We start from the raw sequence: 20353 nt of genomic DNA, 5'->3' as shown, positions 1-20353 counted from the left end.
CTTGGCTTGAAACCTAATTTCCGTCTATCAAATCCTGATAGTCCGTTTGACTTGCAATGTCTTGGATAAACTCTCTGCCATTGACCGACAATGGTTCATCGCTCGGTCCTTGGTTGAAAGCATCACGGCTAAACTGACTAAAAGACAGTTGCAAGGCTTCAATAGTAATATTGATTGTCGCACTTACAGGGCTAGATTTACCATCGCTGACTGAGTAGGTAAACACATCTGCCCCCGTGAGCTCGTCAAATGGCACGTAGGTAAAGGTACCATCTGCTGTCAAGGTGACACTTCCTAGTTGCGGCTCACTACTAATTTCATAACTTAATGCATCACCATTATCATCGCTAGCTGGCAACACGTCGATAATATCCGTCTCGGTTTGAGTTGTGAATACGGCATCTGCGGCGATTGGCGGCACATTTGGTTCAAAGTCAGCATCATCGTCATTATCGAAGCAAGCACTTACGCCTAATATCATGGACGATACGACCAGTAATTTCATACCATTGCGACTTAGTTTATTCATGTTTTACTCCTTAATTCGTATCCAATTATTCCGAACCTGCAATAGGGCTTGCTAAGTAAGGGAATGTTGCATCCATCATACTGGCATCCAATGGTGCACCATCAGTAAAGGGAACATTCCCAACAACCGCATCCTCTGGGTTACATAAGCCTAAATTCGTGGGTTCACCATTAATCGGAATCGGATGGCAAAGTGCTCCCATTACCACACGCAAAGCAATATCTACCACGTCATCACCAGGGCGACGACCATTCGGAAAGCCAGCTAAATCATTGCCTGCAACACCAAAAGGCGACTGCTCGGCTTGTGAGGTAGCAGGTATGGCCGTATTGAGCCTCAACATTTCAGAAGGTGTAACGGTAGAAAGCTGATTGACACCTTCAAATCCTGTTAGAAATGCAGTGACTAAATCCACTCTTGGGAAGTTAGTTGGCGCTATGGTTTCAAAGCTTGCACCCAAAGTTGCATTAACTGGGTCTTTGAACAGAATATTGAGTAATTCTGGTAGTGCTGGGTGAGTCACATAGTCAGCAAATTGCCCATCATCCTTCGGGTGAGCGCTAGAGAATTTGTCCTTGTCGCCAATTCCGATGACAAGTTCATTCACTAGCGGCGAACCTAAGCGAGATACCTGAGTAAGCGCGCCTCCTGTTACCTCAGGCTTATCAAAGCTTGCATTCGGGTTTAGTATCCGTGCTTGAGGCAAACTAGCACTTGTCCAACTGCCTATGGTGCCGTTACCATTGCCGGTCACACAAGACTTTGGTACTTCAATAGCGATACTCGTCACATTCTTATCGACTAAATCATCATTGTTGGCGTTTTGCGTAATGCCTCCCGGAAAACCACCATTGTCGTCTGCACCCGGCGCACTGTCGCCTTCAACGGGTACATAATTGACTAGGTCGAACGTTTCCCCAAGGTTCACTGCAAAAGGGTCTTTTCGTTGACCAACGAATACTCGGCCCATCTCATCACAACCGGGGATCGCAATGTCATATATAAAGCTATTGGCGTAGCTTTGATAACCGGCAAGATTAGAAAAGGTTTTATTACCGATGTAGTCGAGTGGCTTACCAAAAGCTTCCCCACCACTGGTGGCATTTGTAACGGGTGTGCGTGTTCCTGTCCGCGCATTCCCTTCAATCATGGTAATTGTGTAGGACTCAGCAAAATTCGCAGCACTTTGGTCAGCGCTGGATATAGGACCAATATTGATTAAAGGCACACCGACCGAACGTTGGTTACCTTCAGGACCTATCGTTAATTTAACGCCTTGGTTGTCGTTCGCGAGTTTTCTATCAAAATCAAATGCGAAGCTAAGATCTTCCTCAGCATCACCATCAGTATCAATGTGGATGCTGTAAACGGCTTCAGGATCCATTGGAAAATAGTTCGGTCCACCATACGCATCCTGCAATGGAATGTAGTTGGCGATCATGGTGACATAGTCGCCTCGGCCTTCTTCATAACTATTAAACGCATAAAAGTCGGTAGAATCTACCGTAGGAAAACGCGTGATATTCGGTGCTTCTCTGTGGCTTGATGCCTGCACGGCACTGCTAATAGCCATTCCGCACAAAGCAGAAACAATTAGTGATAGCTGTGTTTTTCTCATAGTTAGTCTTCCTTATTGATTGTAATTACTAAGAGCCAAACGCGCGAAGGAATGAAGTGGATGCAAGAAATATAAGCTTTCTCAAATTAAGCATGTGAACAAGCGCTTCGAGGCAGTAAGAAGCTGAAAGAGTTAAGAAATTTAAAAAGTAAGCACTATACTAGGGTAAACATTTAGTCGTATGTCGATTTCCAGGCGGCACATTTTTTAAAAAGGCCGTTTCCTGCATCCAATTTGAACTACTAGCCGTTTGGGTGTTTGAAGTATAAAAACAAGCAGATCATGGAAAACAATATGGAACATGAAGAACTATTACCTTTGCTGTTAAAAGTTGCGCGAAATGATCGTCCGGCTTTTGAAGCAATTTATAATAAGACCAGTGGCCAAGTTTACGCTGTGGCATTAAAGATGTTAGCAAAACCAGAGTTAGCGGAAGAAGCAACACAAGAAGCCTTTGTACGGATTTGGTACAACGCAAGTCAATATACAGAAGGTAAAGGCACCGTCCTCACATGGATTATCAGTATCGTGCGCTACCGTGCTCTTGATATCCTTAGGTATCGCAAGGTTCGCAAAGAAGAGGGGGTAGCGGATCTGGACAGCATTCCTTCGTCAAATATTGAAGCCTCAGAGTCAGAGAGCGACCATGAGACAGGCAAGCTTAGTCGTTGTATGAATGAACTAGACCACATGCAAAGACAAGCTATTCATTTAGCCTATTTTAATGGTTGTTCGCATGGCGAAGTTGTTGCACATATGGAGAAGCCACTTGGCACAATCAAGAGTTGGATTCGAAGAGGTCTTCAAGCCTTAGAGAGGTGTTTAAGCTTATGAATTATAATGATACCAAACTACTTTCTTCACTCGCCGCAGAATACGTTCTGGGCACTCTACGGGGTGCTGCGCGAAATCGCTTTGAAGCTATTAAAGTCAAGAATGCAAAAGTACAAGCAGCAGTGCATTACTGGGAATCTCAATTAAATGTGATGGCCACTGCCATTGACCCTGTTGAACCTCCAGCAAGTGTTTGGAGAGAGATACAGCAAAACTTAGGTTTTGATTTTAATCCGGAAAAGCTCAGTGGTATTGAAGTTTCACCTGAAATAAGAAAGCAAGCCAGCGCCAATGACAGTTGGAAAGCCTTGAGTGGTTTAGCGGTGGCTGCTAGCTTGTTTCTAGCCGTTGTATTCTATCAATTTTCAAGTGATGTTAAGTCACCTGAAGCTGTCGCTATTTTTGCTAACGCAGAGCAAAAAACCTTGTGGTCAGTTGATGTGCGTAAAGACAGTTTGTTTATTCGTAGCACGCAAAACTTAACAAAACGTCCCGCAAACGACTATCAATTGTGGATTGTACCTGCATCAGGTGACGCGCCTATTTCTTTGGGTTTATTACAGCAAGAAGGTACCTTTATACTGCAAAAGCCTGAGGTTTTCGATCAGCTTGAGATTGCAGCCTTGGCCGTCAGTTTAGAACCCAAAGGCGGTAGCCCAACAGGTGCGCCGACTGAAGTCTTATTTGCTGCGGAATTGGCCTTACTATAAGGTGAATTGAAAGACATACTAAGTAAGCAAAAAAAGCGAGTAATCCATTCAGGTTGCTCGCTTTTTTAATGGATAGACTAGACTCACTTTACTTGTCGTAGCCAAACGTTAAGCTAGAAAAATAAGTCTCAAACTCGGCCGTGCTCTGGTCGGCATTTGGTACAGCCCAAATCACATTCACAATCCAACTGCCTTGCGTGTCGATAGTGAAAGTCGCTTCACCTTTTGCGTTAGTTCTCATTTCTTGTTTTTCAGGCGAGGCCACAGAAAGTCGCGCAATATCGACAAGCGCGTTCTCAAGAGGCTTCCCTCTAAAGAGAACCTTTATCGGTAATGTTGCTTCACCTTTAAGTGTATACGGGTTCTGCATGGGCACGATTTCAAGCATGTGCCCAATGGGCTTAGTGATGTTGTCGGTATATGTATCTCCAACTTGGAGTAAGCTTTTTGCCTTGCGTGAATATATTTCACGACCATCGTCCTGGTTTTGGTTTAAGCGATTTCGCTGCTCAAGCACTAGCGCTAAACCTTCTTTTTTAGCGTAATCATTAAACTTATCCGCGGCCAGACTGCTAAAGCTATGATAGCTCTCAAAGCCCAATATGTGTGTCCCCTCCTCTGACAAGACAACATTCGCAAATCCCTTAATTAAACCATTATTCACATGCACATTTTCAATCTGATCTTTAAATTCGCCGTCACTATAAGTGCGAAGCGCAACAATACGATCCCAGCTCAATGACCAAGGGCTCACATCGTTTGCATGGCCGACTAAAAACTTAACAGGCACTTTTGTTGGAGCAGTATCGGCATGAAAACTCTTGGGGTTTAACCAAAAATCATGGGCATTAACTATGGTTACATTGACACTCAATAGACATATCAGGGCACACTTTGGAATGAATCGCATGGGCTCTCCTTAGAACTCGGTTTTTATCGCTTTGTATGTAAAGCGCGAATGTTTATTCTTAAAACAATACGGCGAAGGATGAGCAAACCTCACCCCACGACAAACCTTACTCCCCACTTTTCACTTTAGATGCAAAATGTGTGTAAAAACGGTAAAACCAACTAGATAAATGCCTTTTTTGTGCGGACAGAAACAAAAAAAGCGACCCATTGGCCGCTTCTTATGACGTTAATGATGACTAGTATTTAAACTGCTGCATAATTCGGTTGAAGTCTTTGGATAGCTGTTCTAGCTCACCACTTACTACGGTAAGTTGCTCAGAGCTTGTTGTAGTGTCTTCAGTTCGATTGTTAATTTCATCCACGTTAGATGAAATCATATCAGCCACTTTTTGCTGTTCGCCAGTAGAGTTAGCAATTTGATCATTCATGCGCGTAATACGGCTAATGGTTTCAGTAATTGCATTCAAACTTGAACCGGCTTTGTTGGCTTCATCAACACTGATGGTTGCTTGCTCAGTTCCTTTGGCCATCACAGACACCGCAGAACGAGCAGCATCTTGTAATTGCTCAATAGTAGCTTGAATTTCTTCTGTGGATTGTTGTGTTCTCGAGGCCAAGGTTCTCACTTCGTCAGCAACCACCGCGAAACCTCTTCCTTGCTCACCGGCCCGGGCCGCTTCAATTGCTGCATTCAGGGCTAGTAAATTGGTTTGCTCTGCAATACCCTTAATTACGTCCAGAACGACACCCACTTGGTTTGAATCTTGTTCCAATTTTTTGATGACCACTGCGGTCTCTTCAACTCGTGAAGCCAAACTTTGAATGCTCATGACAGTCTGATTAACGACTCGCTGACCATCGTCTGCGGCTGTTGATGCTTCTCCGGCCGCCAATGCAGCTTCATTCGCACTGCTAGCTACCGCACCCACGCTCATGGTCATTTCATCTACGGCTGCCTTCGCATCGGCCGCTGCGAGTTGTTGAGAGGAAATCGTTTGACGAGCTTGGTTCGACACTTGGTTAAGGTCAGAAGCAAGGTTCGACAATGGCTTACTAGAGTTACCAATGTCTTTCACAACACCTTGAAGCTTTTCAATAAACTGATTAAACCAATAAACCAAATCACCTATTTCGTCGGTGTTTTTTGTTTTAATTCTGATAGTGAGATCGCCATCTTCTTGAGCGATATCTTTCAGTGAATTAACCACATCAACAATACTTTTGCGAAGGTTATTCACAATCGGTAAGGCGGTCGCAAACAATAGAACCATGGTTACCAAGCCCATACCAATACCGAGGTAAATCATAAACTGAGCGGATTCATTCGCACCAATAATGGCAGCGTTAAAAGAGTCCTCGCGTTGTTTACTGAATTCATTCAACTTAGAAACGGCAGAACCAAATAAGTTGTTCATTTCTTGTGAGATAGCTTGCAGCTTCGAGTAATCTGCGGTGCCGTCGATCATAGATTTACTAACGTCGTAAGCCATAGCGAAGTATGCTTCGAAGCTTTTAAGAATGGGTCTAACGTCACCGGACATGCCCTCGCCCAGATTAATAATCAAATTGAGATGATCAACAGTTTTTTCAGCCAAGTCTTGCGCTTTTTCTAAGGCATCTTCATCGCCGGTCGTCACTGCTGCACTCAAGGTTTCTTTGGTGTTCTCCATGCTATTAAGCGCTTCGCGAGAATTCAGTAAAGCGGGCGTTTGAACTGCCTGTGCATCTTCTAGCTGCGCAACATTGTCGTAGGCAGAAATAGTACTGATAACGATGTACAACGCAAAACTCACTGTCCCTATGATTGGGATAAGAAAAAGTTTTTTCGCGATCGAGAGCTTGGCCAGAAAATTCATATTTCACCTAATTATGTAATGGTTGTGCACAACTACCGTGCAAAATATTCTTATCTATCCATCGAAAGCGCTAACTAGCTCACCTTTTAAGGTGTAACCAACTGTTGCTATATCCCCTTTCCAGCCGTCTGTGGACAACACGCCCGTTACCCAAACAGCATCATATAAGTTATCTATCGGCACACCTTCAGAAAATTTTACATAAACTATCTGATTTGATGGCGGTGGCGGTACATGAATGCATGCACCAAAGTAAGGAACAAGTAAAAATTCAGTGATATTATCGGCGTCTCCCTCAAGAGGAACAACGAATCCAGGGATTTTTACATACTGCTCATTTAATTCTTGTTTCAGCGGAGCATCGGGCTCCAACTGCGTCATGTCACCATTGTGATCAATGGCACTCGGTGGCACAACGTAACCTTCTGGTATCATGTCTTCCCAATACAATTCCAAAGGCTCAAGCTTCGTTTCTTGCATGGCGTTTGCAAATTGAGTGCCCACCAAGACGCTCAAAACTACCGCGACCCATAAGCTTACCGTATTCATTTTAATTAGTTTCAAGTACTTCACCCCTTTAAAGTATCAACTTTAGTCTATGCGTATAAAGTTTCAGACGCAATCAACAAGCACAAAAAAGCCCGCATAAAGCGAGCTTCTTTTCTTACAAAATCAGCGACTATGCTGTTTTGTTATATCTTTCAACACTAGATACGATTTCTGCTTTAGCAGCCTCAACGTCAGCCCAACCATTGATCTTAACCCATTTATTTGGCTCTAAATCTTTATAGTGTGCGAAGAAATGCTCAATCTGACTCTTTAATAGCGCAGGAACATCATCGATGTCGTTAACGTCGTTATAAATTGTCGATAGTTTGGCAACAGGAACTGCGATCACTTTCGCATCTTCACCCGACTCATCTGTCATGTTTAAAACGCCAACTGGACGGCACTTAATTACTGAACCGGCAATAAGTGGATGTGGTGCCATGACCAATACATCAACCGGGTCACCATCGTCAGATAAGGTTTTGTTCACGTAACCATAGTTAGCTGGATACTGCATACAAGTTGCCATGAAACGGTCAACAAAAAGCGCACCAGTGTCTTTATCAACTTCGTATTTCACTGGTGAAGAGTAAGCTGGGATTTCGATAATTACGTTCACTTCTTCTGGGGCGTTTTTGCCCACAGGGATGTCATTTAAGCTCATGCTGTATTCCTATTAAAAAACTATGTAAAAACTAATTAAAATAACTGCCGCGATTATATGTAAAAGCGCGTGCAGTATCTAGTATTAGGGGCTAAGAGTTTGGTCTCATGCTTTTCTCGAATGAGTGACCAAGGCCCAATTTTATTTATAGTAGCTCTTACACATCTCGACTTCATTTTTAGAGCCTAATAATACAGGCACTCGCTGATGTATTTCTTCAGGCATCACTTCCATAATTCTACCATGCCCTGTATCGCCTAAACCCCCAGCCTGCTCCATTAAGAAAGCCATCGGGTTTGCTTCGTATAATAAGCGAAGTTTGCCAGGCACTTTTGGGTTTCTCTTATCAAATGGATAAGCAAAAATACCTCCACGACACAGCACACGGTGAATATCACCGACCATTGCTGCAACCCAGCGCATATTGAAGTCTTTCTCGCGAGGACCTTCGGTACCCGCAATCAAGTCTGTTACATAGTTTTGGATCGGCTCTTCCCAATGACGTTGATTAGATGTATTAATTGCAAATTCTGCCGTGTCTTCAGGTACTTTTATGTTCCCTTCAGTTAATAGGAAGCCACCGTGCGTCTTATCTAAAGTGTATAAATGTGTGCCACGACCAGTGGTCATTGCGAGCATAGTTGATGGGCCATACAACACGTAACCCGCAGCGACCATTTGAGTGCCGGGCTGCAAAAACGCTGATGGATCATCAGGTTTCATCCATTGCGGAGCGTGTGTGATAGAGAAAATGGTACCAATTAAGCTATTTATTTCAGTATTTGATGAACCGTCTAAAGGATCGAAACTCACTAAGTAGTTCCCTTCAGGGTTGCATGGCACGACCGTATCTTCTTCTTCAGAAGAGATCGCTTTCACATAGCCAGACTCTCTAAGGGTATCCTTTAATATCTGGTTTGAAATAACATCTAGCTTCTTCTGAGTTTCACCCTGTACGTTTTCCGACAAAGTTGAACCCAAGACTCCTGCCAAAGCACCTTGGCTGACACGGAATGAAATTTCCTTGCAACCAGCAAGCAGTGTGCGAATAAGTAAGATAAGTTCTAGCGGTGCGCCGTCCTGTTGAAGCTGGGAGTTTAAGCGTTTCATTGTACCGAGGGTTCCTTTGGTAGGTGATCAGAATCAGTTTGTATCAATGGACGAGTATTGTAACCTTGCAACCTCAAAATTGCGACCCAGTTCTTGCATACGTATGCAGTAATTTAGTCTTATACTGAAAATATGCAGCATTTTATGAATATTCTCAAAAAGTACATTCGTCCTTTGCTATGTTTTGGTAAAGTATGCAAAAACAAAAAGAAAGTGATGACATGCACGTACATATTCTCGGTATTTGTGGCAGTTTTATGGGCGGAATCGCAGCGATAGCTAAGTCGCTAGGCCATACCGTTACAGGGTCTGACACCAACGTTTACCCGCCAATGAGCACTCAACTGGAAAACTTAGGTATCGCGCTCACCCAAGGCTTTGACACTGACCAATTTGAACCCGCTCCTGATATGGTAGTCATCGGAAACGCGATGAGCCGCGGCAACCCTGCAGTTGAGTATGTTCTTGATAGAAACCTCCCCTACACTAGCGGGCCACAATGGCTATTAGATAACTTACTAAAAGATCGCTGGGTGATTGCAGCCTCAGGTACCCACGGTAAAACCACAACATCAAGTATGATCGCCTGGATATTGGAGGACGCTGGTTTAAACCCTGGCTTTCTGATTGGCGGTGTACCTGAGAATTTTGGTGTGTCAGCGAGGGTCGGCGTATCACCGTTTTTCGTGATTGAAGCCGATGAATATGATAGCGCCTTCTTCGATAAAAGGTCGAAGTTTGTGCATTATCGTCCACGCACTTTAGTGATGAACAATCTCGAATTTGACCACGCTGATATCTTCGAAAATTTAGCTGCGATACAAAAGCAATTTCATCATGTTGTGCGCTGTGTCCCTGCTAGCGGTACGATTATTTCGCCGACAGAGGATGAAAAACTCAACGAAGTATTAGACATGGGCTGTTGGAGCGAAACCCAAACACTTGGCAATAACATTGCACCAGAACAGTCAAACGGTATGTGTAGCAAGAATGATTGGCAAACGCAGTTAATTACGGCCGATGGCAGTGAATTTGATATCTACCATAAAGGAAAACTGGTTGGCACTGTCAGTTGGGAGTTGATTGGTGAACACAACGTTAGCAATGCCGTCATGGCAATTGCTGCTGCTCATCATGCGGGTGTTCAGCTTGCAGATGCAATTCAAGCCTTGAGTCGCTTTGAGAATGTAAAACGTAGAATGGAAGTAAAAGGTGAAGTTGCTGGGATTACGGTATACGATGATTTCGCACATCATCCCACAGCCATCAAAACAACCTTGGATGGTTTGCGTAAAAAACATCCGGAAACTAAAATAATTGCGATTCTAGAGCCTCGCTCTAACACCATGAAAATGGGGGTTCATAAAGATACACTCGCTAGTTCGTGGCAAGAAGCTGACGAAATTCACTTATTTGAGCCAAATAATTTAGGCTGGTCGCTTAAAGACATGGTCGCAAATAGCCAAGTGCCCGTACATGTTTACCATGAAACGAAAGATATTGTAGCGCAAGTTGTCGATACTGCTGCCACAGGAGACCAAATATTGGTGATGAGCAACGGTGGTTTTAATGGCATTCATCAAACTCTCCTCGGCGCTCTTGCGCATAAGCATCAAAACAGGTAAATAATGACACAAAACCCAAAAGGAAAACGAGTGAACAAAGCTATCACATTAGCGATTACTGGTGCGTCAGGGTCTCCCTATGCATTGCGTTTATTAGAGCAGTTAGTTAAAGCTGACTACACTGTTTTTCTGCTGATTTCTTCTGCTGCAAAGGTCGTGTTTGCGACCGAAGAAGATTTAAAAATACCCAGCAAACCAGAGGATGCGGGTCGTTTTTTCGCTGAGCGATTTTCAGCCAAAGAAGGTCAGATCATTGTCTGCGGAAGAGAAGAGTGGTTTTCTCCGGTCGCCTCGGGATCTGCAGCGCCAAAACAGATGATAGTATGCCCCTGTTCTACAGGAAGCATCTCATCGATTGCAATGGGCGCATGTGACAACTTGATCGAACGCGCGGCAGACGTGGTGATAAAAGAACGTGGACAGTTAATTCTGGTGCCTAGAGAAATGCCGTTTTCAACGATTCATCTAGAAAACATGCTAAAACTGTCACAAATGGGCGTTACCATCATGCCAGCATCGCCCGGGTTTTATCATCAACCGAAAACTATAGATGACCTGATTGATTTTGTAGTCGCTCGGATACTCGACCACATTGGTGTAGACCAGCAACTCGTTGAGCGCTGGGGCTACGGCCAGAATAAATAAACACATATTGAACGACAGACTTTTACAAAGAGAGAAATATGAAAAAACTATTAATCGCAAGTGCATTGTTAGCCGCTAGCTCAATCCAACAAGCGCACGCTTGGGGTCAAACAGGGCATAGAATCACTGGTGCTATCGCAGAACAGTACTTAAGTGAAGAAGCAAAAGCTGCCATTGCTGCATTGTTGCCGAACGAAAGCTTGGCTGAGGCATCCACTTATGCCGACGAAATGCGTTCTAACCCAGAAGAGTTCTGGCAAAAGGAGGCGGGCCCTTATCATTATGTCACCGTGCCAAAAGGCGAAACATACAAAGAACATAAACACGCCCCAGAACAAGGCGATGCCTACACTGCGTTGAAGAAGTTTTCAAAAATAGTAAAAGACGATACAGCCCCACTTTCTGAACGCCAACGAGCGCTTCGCTTTATTGTGCATATTATTGGTGATTTACACCAACCATTGCACGCCGGTGATGGCACAGATAAAGGGGGTAATGATTTCAAACTTGAGTTCTTTTGGGAAAAATCAAACCTTCATCGCGTGTGGGATTCAGGTCTACTTGACCGCAGACAGTTGTCTTATACTGAGTGGACGGAATGGTTAAGTGAAAAAATCACACCAGAGCAAGCAGCGAAATGGAATACCACCGACCCGCTTATCTATATCACAGAAAGTGCAACTATCAGAGACACAATCTACCCTGAAGGCGACCGTTTAGGTTGGGATTACCTTTATCAACATCTGCCAACCGCCAAAGTTCGTTTGCAGGAAGGTGGTGTGAGAATCGCTGCTCATTTAAACGAGTTATTTGCGAAATAAATTGCGCACGTCATCCCCCTGAGCACGTCATCCACCCTAAGTACGTCATCCCCGCGAAGGCGGGGACCTAACTCATACTTATAAAAGCAAAAGAATACTCAAAACAAGTCGCCATACAAATCTCTCCAACTTGGATTAAGTTCGGAGATAAGCCGATTCTTCCAAGCTCGATTCCATTTTTTAAGCCTTTTCTCTCTAATTATTGCGCTTTCCATATCATCAAGGGCTTCAAAGTAAACAAGTTTATGCAAATGATATGTTGCGCTAAAGCCTTCGATTAGTTTGTTTTTGTGCTGATAAATACGTGCTTTTAAATCACTACTTACACCGATATACAGTGTTGTGTTTTTATTGTTTGTGATGATGTATATAGAGGGTTGCTTCACTATTGATTTCCTTGTCAATTGAAGGAGCAACAATACAAAGCTTTAACGAAATGAAAAGATCAGCTTTTCGTAAACTAGTCTTGAGGTCAAATAGAAGTTTAGGTTCCCGCCTTCACGGGAATGACGATAAACGTGGGTTCCCGCTTTCGCGGGAATGACGTGCTTAGGGGGAATGACGATAAACGTGGGTTCCCGCCTCCGCGGGAATGACGTGATGTTAGTCTATGTCTAAGGGTTCTGGGGATAGTATAATCCCAGTGCCGTCTGCGTATAGGTGGTCTTCTGGGAGAAAGGTAACTCCCGCAAAATTAACTGCGACGTCGAGGTCTCCGACTTCTCGGCTTTCGGCATTAACCGGGATAGCTGCGATGGCATGGATACCAATTTCACAATCTTCAAGAATATCAATTTCGCGCACGCTGCCATAACAAACAATACCTTCCCAACCGTTTTCTGCAGCCATTTGGGCATTGTATGCATCAACTAAAGCACGTCGTGTGCTGCCGCCGCCATCAATGAGTAACACTTTGCCTTCACCATCGGTTGCAAGCACCTTGTCGACGAGGCCTTTATCTTCAAAGCATTTAATGGTTGTCACTTCGCCGCCATAAGAATAGCGACCGCCAAAGCTGGTGAGTATTGGGTCGAGAACATCAACGCTGTCAGCAAACAAATCGCACAACTCAGAGGTATTGTATTCCATGATAATCCTTAAACCATTGTTTATAGGTTATTTGATAGACGACACACGCATAGTAGCACTTCTCACAAGAGATGAAACACAAATATAAATTGTCACAGAGCTTTCTTATTTCTGTCACTGATTGTTCACATAGTAACCGTATCTTTAGCCCTGAAAATACTAGCTTAGGGTATGTTATGACACTAAAGCGAATTACAGAATTAGATACTGCTTTATTCTTTTGGTTCAACCGGTTTTCTGAGTCTAGCAACTGCAAAATGATTAAAGCCGTATCAAAGACAGGGGACGGTTATCTTTATTTGGTGATTGCGTTTGTGATGTTTCTCATAGACAACGAACACGCCACCCTCTTCTTATACACAGCTTTAATGGCCTACGCCTTAGAGGTTCCAATCTACCTTATCTTGAAACAAATGTTTAAACGAGAACGGCCGAGTGCATGCCTATGCAATTTCACTGCTCACATCACACCCTCAGATAAATTTAGCTTACCTTCGGGGCATACCGCAGCAGCCTTTTTAATGGCCACGATTATTGCGAGCTTTTTCCCAAGTTTAGCCCTTATCGCATTTATATGGGCAACTCTAGTTGGTTTATCACGTATTTTATTGGGAGTGCACTTTCCCTTGGATGTTATTCTCGGCGCCATTCTAGGCAGTACTTTAGCCACTCTTAGCCTATTTTCTTTGGCTTAAACAGGAAGCGCAAATCAGAATGAAAATTTTATATGGTATTCAAGGTACGGGTAATGGGCACATAGCTCGGGCGAGATTAATGGCAGAGGCGTTCAATAAGCGCAGCGAGGTTCATGTCGACTACTTGTTTACAGGTCGGGACAAAGATGCGTATTTTGATATGCAAGTTTTCAATGAATACAGCACTCGCACCGGCTTGTCATTTGTCACTGAAAACGGCGCTCTGCACCGCTTCAAAACACTGAAACAAGCAAAGCTGTTTGAGTTCATGCGAGACGTCAACAAATTAGATCTTAGCGGCTACGATCTTGTACTCAATGACTTCGAGCCCGTTTCAGCATGGGCTGCCAAAAAACAAAAAGTGCCATCACTTTCAATTAGTCATCAGGCAGCGTTTAACTATTCCGTGCCTACTGAAGCAGAAGGTGTCGTCGACAAAATTATTACCAAACATTTTGCACCTACTGACTTTGCACTTGGCGTACATTGGTATCACTTTAACCAAGCGATTATTCCGCCATTTGTGCCAGCTGAATTAGCGTGCTCAGCAGATATAGAAGCGCAACCGTTTGTGTTGGTCTACCTTCCCTTCGAAACCACAATGAGTATTCAGCAAGCGCTTGCTCCACTGAGTGAAACGACTTTTTACTGTTATCATCCAGAAGTTAAAACTCCTTATATAGACAAAAACGTGCATTGGTTCCCGCCCTCTAAAGATGGCTTTCACCATGCCCTAATGTCATGCTCTAGGGTAATTGCTAACGGAGGTTTTGAGTTGGCAACAGAATGTTTGAGTTTAGGTAAAGCCTTATTGATGAAACCCTTGAACGGTCAATTTGAACAATTTTCGAATGCTTTCACGCTACGTCAACTCGGCCTATCTGACACCTTATTTGCTTTGGACACTGACAATATTGAAGAATGGTTGACCGAAAATCGTGCGTCTAAGATAAAATTTCCAAGTAATATTAATCGCTTCATTGACTGGATCCTCGCTGGTAATTGGAGTGATACTCAAGGCATATGTCAGGAACTCTGGCAAGAAGTTGAATTCCCTAGTGAAGTTAGCAAGAAATTTAGCCACATTTGACGCGTAATTTATTGGTTCAAGGCTTGCATTTTACGCCATTGCAATGCATTGTTAGGTCATTATAAGCTAGCTATCTTGTCTTAATGAATCGATCTTCTAAAATCGCCCAATTGATGGGCTTAGTGCTGTTTTTATCTGCCTGCGGGCAACGTGGTCCCCTATACCTACCCAAAGATGCACCAGCGAACAAACCGGAACCCGAAAACCGTGCGGACGCCCCTGAATCAACCTTAATGCAGGAGCAGTAACATGGACTTTTTCACTTATTCCCAAGAGCAGCTTTTTGCTGAAGACGTGCCGGTTGCCGATATCGCGAAAGAATACGGTACACCTGCTTACATATACTCCAGAGCGACGATAGAAAGGCACTGGCATGCATTTGACAATGCCGTTGCTGCGCATGACCATCTTATCTGCTACGCAGTAAAAGCAAACTCCAATTTGGGTGTGCTATCCGTGCTTGCTAAGTTAGGCTCTGGTTTTGATATTGTTAGCCAGGGCGAGTTGAGCCGAGTCATCGAAGCGGGCGGTGATCCTACCAAAGTGGTTTTCTCTGGCGTTGGCAAAACCTCAGCTGAGATTCGCTTTGCATTAGAACATAATATTATGTGCTTTAATGTGGAGTCTGACGCAGAGCTTGACCGAATTAACCACGTTGCTGGTGAACTGGGTGTTAAAGCGCCTATTTCAATTCGTATCAACCCAGATGTCGATGCTAAAACGCACCCCTACATATCAACAGGCTTAAAAGCGAACAAGTTTGGTATTGCTAGAGACGATGCATTACGAGTTTATAAACGCGCTGCAGCGATGCCGAACTTAGATGTTAAAGGCATGGATTGTCATATTGGCTCTCAGCTCACAGACATTACTCCGTTTGTTGATGCGCTTGAACGTTTGTTGGTTTTAATAGATGAGTTAGCAGAGCACGGCATTACTATTTCTCACCTCGATGTTGGTGGTGGTTTAGGCGTTCCATATAATGATGAAACCCCCCCACACCCTAAAGAATATGCCGCTGCAATGGCTAAGAAGATGCAAGGCCGAGAGCACTTAAAACTGATTTTGGAGCCAGGTCGAGCGATTGCTGCAAATGCTGGCATACTGGTGACCGCAGTAGAGTTTTTGAAGCAAGGCGAAGAGAAAAACTTTGCCATAGTTGATGCGGCGATGAACGACCTCCTTCGTCCTGCACTATACAGCGCTTGGCAAGCAATTATTCCTGTCCGTCCTCGTACTGGTGAGGTAGGTAAATTATATGACATTGTCGGCCCAGTGTGTGAAACCGGAGACTTTCTGGGCAAAGATCGCGAACTCGCTATTCAAGCCGGCGACTATTTAGCGGTGAGAAGTGCCGGTGCTTATGGCTTTGTGATGGCGAGCAACTATAACAGCCGCTGTCGTCCAGTAGAAATTATGGTCGACGGTAAGGAAGTGCATGTGGTCAGAGAACGAGAAAAATTAAAAGATCTCTGGAAAGGTGAGCATAAAGTTACGTAAACTACTCTTAGGCTGCCATGAATAAAACAACAATAATAACGATAAGAAGCGAATGCTGTTAAATTTCTCGAAAATGCACGGTTTGGGCAACGACTTTGTCGTCGTCGACAATGTGACACAAAATGTGTTCTTCTCTAAAGAGAAGATCCAACAGCTTGCCGACCGCAACTTTGGAATTGGTTTTGATCAACTCCTTATCGTTGAGCCTCCTTACGACCCAGATCAAGATTTTCACTACCGTATTTTTAACGCTGATGGTTCTGAAGTATCTCAATGTGGCAACGGTGCTCGCTGCTTTGCCAAATTTGTGAAACAAAAAGGGCTGATTAATCGCAATAAAATCGTAGTCAGTACGAAAGCAGGCCGCATGGTCTTGTACCTAGAGAAAGATGGGTTGGTCACTGTCAATATGGGTAGACCTATATTTGAACCAGCACGCATACCGTTTAAAGCCAATAAACAAGAAAACACTTATATTCTGCGTGATAACGACAGCACCTACTTTTGTGGTGCGGTGTCTTTGGGCAATCCTCATTGCGTGCTGGAGGTTGATGACGTCGCCACACATGATGTTGAAGGAATTGGCGCATTGATTGGAGCAAATGAGCGTTTCCCTGAAGGCGTAAATGTCGGTTTTATGCAAATTATTTCGCGCAATGAAATTAAGCTCAGAGTCTTCGAGCGCGGAGCTGGCGAGACTTTGGCGTGTGGCAGTGGCGCATGTGCAGCGGTCGCAATTGGAATTATGCAGGACAAACTCGATAAAGAAGTGAATGTCGAGCTCCCAGGTGGTAAACTCATTATAAAATGGCATGGGGATGACAGTCTTTTAAAAATGACGGGCCCCGCAGAACACATTTACGATGGACAAATAACGCTATGAATAAATCAAGTGTTAAGGGAAATACAGCGCAAGCGCTAGCGCAGGATTACACACCTTCTTTGGTGACAGAAGAAGAAGTGCGTGAATACATTCTGAATAACAAAGACTTCTTTGTTAAAAATCCCGATGTTGCTGAAAAAGTACAAATTCCTCATAAACAAAAAGGTTCTGTGTCCTTAGTCGAGTTACAAAGCGACCAGCTACGCAAGAAAGTTCGTCAACTCAGTTTCAAACTAAGCCAATTAATCTCCGTTGCCAAGCAAAACGAAGCCATTTACCGAGTATATGCTGACCTTAACCTGCGCTTACTTCGATGCACTGAGTTTGCTGAAATGCAATATACCATTGAAGAAACCTTGCAAGATGAACTAGACATGTCGGCAGCTAGCATCAAGCCTTTTAAAGGCATGTTTGCTTTACCTGAAATTCAACAGCGTTTGTTTATGGAAAAGCGCTTCAAAGACTCCGATTTCTTCTTTGGTCGTTTAAGTCAGCATGAAAAACAACTGTTATTCGGCGATGGCATTGCAGAATCAGTTGCCTTAGTGCTTTTAGGTGACCAGCGCGACTTGGGTATTTTAGCGATTGGCAGTGCAGATCCGATTCACTTTACACCGGATATGGACACCTTATTGATCAGGCAACTGCAAGAGTTCTTAAATGTTGCGATGCCAGACTTGCTGCATTACTAAGCCCTTTTGGATTGAATGACAAGCTCACGCGTTCAAACCACTATTACCAAGCTTGAAGACCTGCCTGAAGAACTCTCTTCATGGATTGTGAAATTTATCCATTTTATACGTGTCGAAAGACAACTGTCCGAACACACTTGTCGTAACTACCAAAGACAAATCCTAAGCGCCTTGGCGCACCTCAACCTGACTTCGTGGCAGCAACTATCTGCGGACCATATTAAGATGATGTTGATGCAATGCAGTAGTGCAAAGCTCTCCACTCGAACAATTAACCTCAGGCTCACTGTATTACGCAATTTTTGCGAATACATGGTTTCACAAAGCTATCTTCCGAATAACCCTGTAGCCTCTATTCAATCACTTAAACAATCAAAGCCTTTACCGAAACAACTGAATGTTGATGAAATGGGAAGCTTGTTAAATTTTGACAGTAATAGCTTTCTCGGGATAAGAGACAAAGCTATGTTCGAGCTATTGTATGGTTGTGGTATTCGTCTTTCCGAGCTAACGGGCCTGCGCCTGTCAGACATATTAGCTAGTAATGAAATTAGAGTCATTGGTAAGGGAAACAAAGAAAGGCGACTTCCCTTGGGCAAAAAAGCCAACAAAGCATTACAAGATTGGTTGGTAGAAAGAGACAAACTGCGTGCAAGTGACGATGAAAGTGCTTTATTTCTCTCGAACCGTAAAACGAGGATTAGTAATCGCCAAGTACAAACTCGTCTTGATCATTGGGCGAAGCAACAAACGCTCTATCAACAAATTAGTCCGCATACATTACGCCACTCATTTGCAACTCATGTGCTCGAATCGAGCAACGACTTAAGAGGCGTACAAGAATTGTTAGGACACGCTAACTTATCCACCACTCAAGTCTACACTCATCTCAATTTTCAGCACCTATCTCAAACATATGACCAGGCACACCCTAGGGCCAAGAAAAAGTGATTATTTACAAACCAACACCCAAAATTACCGCTATGACCTTCGATTTGGATGATACCTTGTATCATAATTGGCCTTATCTTGTTGAGGCTGAACGAGGTCTATTAAATTATATTTCAGAACGTTATCCAGACTCATCTCATCTGCATAAAGACGATTGGCAACAATTTAAGCGTCAAGCGCTGCGAGACGACCCAACACTCTTTTCGGATATGGGTGAATTAAGGCGCAGAGTCCTAAGCGAAGGTTTACAGCGTGGTGGTTATGCTGGCAGTACATTGAAGAAAGCCGTTGACGATTGTTTCGATTGGTTCTATTACCAAAGAAGCAATTTTAAGGTCAGTGATGCTGTTGCGACTGTGCTGGCTGCGCTTGCTAAAAAACTGCCGTTAGTTGCCATTACTAACGGTAATGTTAATACTAAACAAATCGGTATTGATGAGTATTTCCAAACGGTGCTAAAGGCGAGTCAAAACAGTCCAATGAAGCCTCATGCACACATGTTTGATAAAGCAGCAGCGTTATTGGCAGTGCCTAGAAAGAAGATACTCCACGTGGGAGATAATTTAGAGAAAGACGTCTGGGGCGCCAGCTTAGCTGGCTTTTCAACGGCTTGGCACGCATGTGACCGCAAGATGGACATTAGGTCTGAGCCAGTGAGAGTATTACCAAATTTGGAAATACACGAACTCGAAGAGCTTACCTACCTAGTTTAATAGTGTACTTGATAGCATGTTTGAAAGTATAGCGCCTAACTCTTGGCGCTATCTTCCAATACGTTCTGTTTCATTGAATCACAAGGCATTGTGCAATCAGGTTTTCCAACAACTTTCGCAGGCACACCGACTACCGTCACGCAGCAAGGCACATCAGACAACACCACACTGCCCGCGCCAACTTTTGAGCCTTCACCAATTTCAATATTTCCCAAAATTTTCGCGCCAGAACCGATCATCACCCCTTGTCGTATTTTCGGGTGGCGATCACCTTGTTCGTTACCGGTGCCGCCTAAGGTGACATTTTGTAAGATAGAAACGTTGTCTTCAACAACCGCTGTTTCACCAATAACAATACCAGTGGCGTGATCAAGCATGACGCCTTTACCTATCACTGCGGCTGGGTGAATATCGACGCCAGAGGCAATAGAATTACGGCTTTGAATAAACAAAGATAGGTCAGTTCGGTCTTTGTGCCACAAATAGTTTGCTAGTCGATGAATTTGTAGAGCATGGAAACCTTTGAAATGGATGAGTACAGTTAAGAATGAAGACACTGCTGGATCGCGGCTCAATACAGCTTGTATATCAATAATTGCCGATTCAACCATTGCTGGGTTTAGCAAATAAGCTTCTTCAAAAATCTCGCGCACAGCAATCGCTGGCATAACATCATCAGAGACCTTGTTGGACAAAATGAAGCTCAAGGAAGATTCAAAATTGTGATGGTTGATGACGCAAGCGTGGATGTATGAAGAAAGCATTGGCTCTTTTGCAGCAACGTCAATTGCTTCGCTCTTCAAAATTTTCCAGAAGTTCTCACTTGAGTGAAAGGTACTAGGTATCATGTCATCATTCCGTCTTGTT

At 43.7% G+C, this 20353-nt stretch carries 23 protein-coding genes; 13 read left to right on the top strand and 10 right to left on the bottom strand.

Going from position 1 to position 20353, the window contains the following annotated elements; genetic code table 11:
• Window positions 1–13: 13 nt before the first annotated feature.
• The gene (locus tag RM544_RS06635) at window positions 14–529 is read right to left on the bottom strand and encodes an Ig-like domain-containing protein (protein ID WP_311360983.1); all 516 of its coding nucleotides are present in this window, start codon (window positions 527–529) and stop codon (window positions 14–16) included.
• Window positions 530–554: 25 nt separating this feature from the next.
• Window positions 555–2147 (bottom strand): DUF4331 domain-containing protein, encoded by a 1593-nt coding sequence (locus RM544_RS06630; protein ID WP_311360982.1) that lies wholly within the window; start codon window positions 2145–2147, stop codon window positions 555–557.
• A 294-nt stretch (window positions 2148–2441) separates the two neighbouring features.
• Here RM544_RS06630 and RM544_RS06625 point away from each other — a divergent pair, with 294 nt between their 5' ends.
• Together RM544_RS06625 and RM544_RS06620 are read left to right on the top strand one after the other, a co-directional pair.
• Window positions 2442–2981 (top strand): sigma-70 family RNA polymerase sigma factor, encoded by a 540-nt coding sequence (locus RM544_RS06625; RefSeq protein ID WP_311360981.1) that lies wholly within the window; start codon window positions 2442–2444, stop codon window positions 2979–2981.
• Window positions 2978–3691: an anti-sigma factor gene (locus RM544_RS06620; RefSeq protein WP_311360980.1), complete on the top strand. Its 714-nt coding sequence runs from the start codon at window positions 2978–2980 to the stop codon at window positions 3689–3691. Before RM544_RS06625 ends, RM544_RS06620 begins: the two co-directional genes overlap by 4 nt.
• Before the next feature lie 88 nt (window positions 3692–3779).
• Here the strand turns inward: RM544_RS06620 and RM544_RS06615 are convergent, their stop codons facing one another.
• The 5 genes from RM544_RS06615 to RM544_RS06595 form a co-directional block, all read right to left on the bottom strand.
• Window positions 3780–4601, bottom strand: coding sequence for a DUF4198 domain-containing protein (locus RM544_RS06615; protein ID WP_311360979.1), 822 nt, complete (start codon window positions 4599–4601; stop codon window positions 3780–3782).
• 238 nt (window positions 4602–4839) lie between these two features.
• Window positions 4840–6459, bottom strand: a complete 1620-nt coding sequence (locus RM544_RS06610) for a methyl-accepting chemotaxis protein (RefSeq protein ID WP_311360978.1) — start codon at window positions 6457–6459, stop codon at window positions 4840–4842.
• Window positions 6460–6513: 54 nt separating this feature from the next.
• On the bottom strand, window positions 6514–6939 hold the full coding sequence (locus RM544_RS06605; protein WP_311361350.1) for a DUF3299 domain-containing protein: 426 nt from the start codon (window positions 6937–6939) through the stop codon (window positions 6514–6516).
• Between the two features lie 199 nt (window positions 6940–7138).
• Window positions 7139–7672, bottom strand: a complete 534-nt coding sequence (ppa, locus tag RM544_RS06600; RefSeq protein WP_311360977.1) for an inorganic diphosphatase — start codon at window positions 7670–7672, stop codon at window positions 7139–7141.
• Between the two features lie 141 nt (window positions 7673–7813).
• Window positions 7814–8782: a class 1 fructose-bisphosphatase gene (locus RM544_RS06595; RefSeq protein ID WP_311360976.1), complete on the bottom strand. Its 969-nt coding sequence runs from the start codon at window positions 8780–8782 to the stop codon at window positions 7814–7816.
• A gap of 221 nt (window positions 8783–9003) precedes the next feature.
• Between RM544_RS06595 and mpl the strand changes: the two genes are divergently transcribed.
• The 3 genes from mpl to RM544_RS06580 are packed head-to-tail and all read left to right on the top strand — an operon-like array spanning window position 9004 to window position 11873.
• On the top strand, window positions 9004–10407 hold the full coding sequence (mpl, locus tag RM544_RS06590; protein ID WP_311361349.1) for a UDP-N-acetylmuramate:L-alanyl-gamma-D-glutamyl-meso-diaminopimelate ligase: 1404 nt from the start codon (window positions 9004–9006) through the stop codon (window positions 10405–10407).
• 3 nt (window positions 10408–10410) lie between these two features.
• On the top strand, window positions 10411–11052 hold the full coding sequence (locus RM544_RS06585) for a flavin prenyltransferase UbiX (RefSeq protein WP_311360975.1): 642 nt from the start codon (window positions 10411–10413) through the stop codon (window positions 11050–11052).
• A gap of 38 nt (window positions 11053–11090) precedes the next feature.
• Window positions 11091–11873: a S1/P1 nuclease gene (locus tag RM544_RS06580; RefSeq protein WP_311360974.1), complete on the top strand. Its 783-nt coding sequence runs from the start codon at window positions 11091–11093 to the stop codon at window positions 11871–11873.
• Window positions 11874–11971: 98 nt separating this feature from the next.
• Here the strand turns inward: RM544_RS06580 and RM544_RS06575 are convergent, their stop codons facing one another.
• Both RM544_RS06575 and rraA read right to left on the bottom strand, forming a co-directional pair.
• Window positions 11972–12259, bottom strand: a complete 288-nt coding sequence (locus tag RM544_RS06575; protein WP_311360973.1) for a GIY-YIG nuclease family protein — start codon at window positions 12257–12259, stop codon at window positions 11972–11974.
• A 217-nt stretch (window positions 12260–12476) separates the two neighbouring features.
• Complete coding sequence (gene rraA / locus RM544_RS06570) at window positions 12477–12962, bottom strand: ribonuclease E activity regulator RraA (protein ID WP_311360972.1); 486 nt, start codon at window positions 12960–12962, stop codon at window positions 12477–12479.
• A 176-nt stretch (window positions 12963–13138) separates the two neighbouring features.
• Between rraA and RM544_RS06565 the strand changes: the two genes are divergently transcribed.
• From RM544_RS06565 to RM544_RS06530, 8 genes are all read left to right on the top strand, one after another.
• The gene (locus RM544_RS06565) at window positions 13139–13657 is read left to right on the top strand and encodes a phosphatase PAP2 family protein (protein WP_311360971.1); all 519 of its coding nucleotides are present in this window, start codon (window positions 13139–13141) and stop codon (window positions 13655–13657) included.
• Window positions 13658–13676: 19 nt separating this feature from the next.
• Entirely contained in the window at window positions 13677–14747 is a 1071-nt protein-coding gene (locus tag RM544_RS06560) for an MJ1255/VC2487 family glycosyltransferase (protein ID WP_311360970.1), read from the top strand.
• A gap of 83 nt (window positions 14748–14830) precedes the next feature.
• Entirely contained in the window at window positions 14831–14995 is a 165-nt protein-coding gene (gene lptM, locus RM544_RS06555; RefSeq protein WP_311360969.1) for an LPS translocon maturation chaperone LptM, read from the top strand.
• A gap of 1 nt (window position 14996) precedes the next feature.
• On the top strand, window positions 14997–16247 hold the full coding sequence (lysA, locus tag RM544_RS06550) for a diaminopimelate decarboxylase (RefSeq protein ID WP_311360968.1): 1251 nt from the start codon (window positions 14997–14999) through the stop codon (window positions 16245–16247).
• Window positions 16248–16299: 52 nt separating this feature from the next.
• Window positions 16300–17130, top strand: coding sequence for a diaminopimelate epimerase (dapF, locus tag RM544_RS06545; RefSeq protein WP_311360967.1), 831 nt, complete (start codon window positions 16300–16302; stop codon window positions 17128–17130).
• Window positions 17127–17822, top strand: a complete 696-nt coding sequence (locus RM544_RS06540) for a DUF484 family protein (protein WP_311360966.1) — start codon at window positions 17127–17129, stop codon at window positions 17820–17822. The genes dapF and RM544_RS06540 overlap by 4 nt, the downstream gene beginning before the upstream one ends.
• A 15-nt stretch (window positions 17823–17837) precedes the next feature.
• The gene (locus RM544_RS06535; RefSeq protein WP_311360965.1) at window positions 17838–18773 is read left to right on the top strand and encodes a tyrosine recombinase XerC; all 936 of its coding nucleotides are present in this window, start codon (window positions 17838–17840) and stop codon (window positions 18771–18773) included.
• Window positions 18770–19486, top strand: a complete 717-nt coding sequence (locus RM544_RS06530; RefSeq protein WP_311360964.1) for an HAD-IA family hydrolase — start codon at window positions 18770–18772, stop codon at window positions 19484–19486. Before RM544_RS06535 ends, RM544_RS06530 begins: the two co-directional genes overlap by 4 nt.
• A 35-nt stretch (window positions 19487–19521) precedes the next feature.
• Here RM544_RS06530 and cysE read toward each other — a convergent pair whose 3' ends face one another.
• Window positions 19522–20334, bottom strand: a complete 813-nt coding sequence (gene cysE, locus RM544_RS06525) for a serine O-acetyltransferase (protein WP_311360963.1) — start codon at window positions 20332–20334, stop codon at window positions 19522–19524.
• Window positions 20335–20353 lie beyond the last annotated feature (19 nt).

It is taken from the genome of Brumicola blandensis, from assembly GCF_031846165.1.
Lineage (GTDB): Bacteria > Pseudomonadota > Gammaproteobacteria > Enterobacterales > Alteromonadaceae > Glaciecola > Glaciecola blandensis.
The sequence above is the reverse complement of the archived record's forward strand: the minus strand, read 5'-3'. Positions and strand labels throughout refer to the sequence as shown.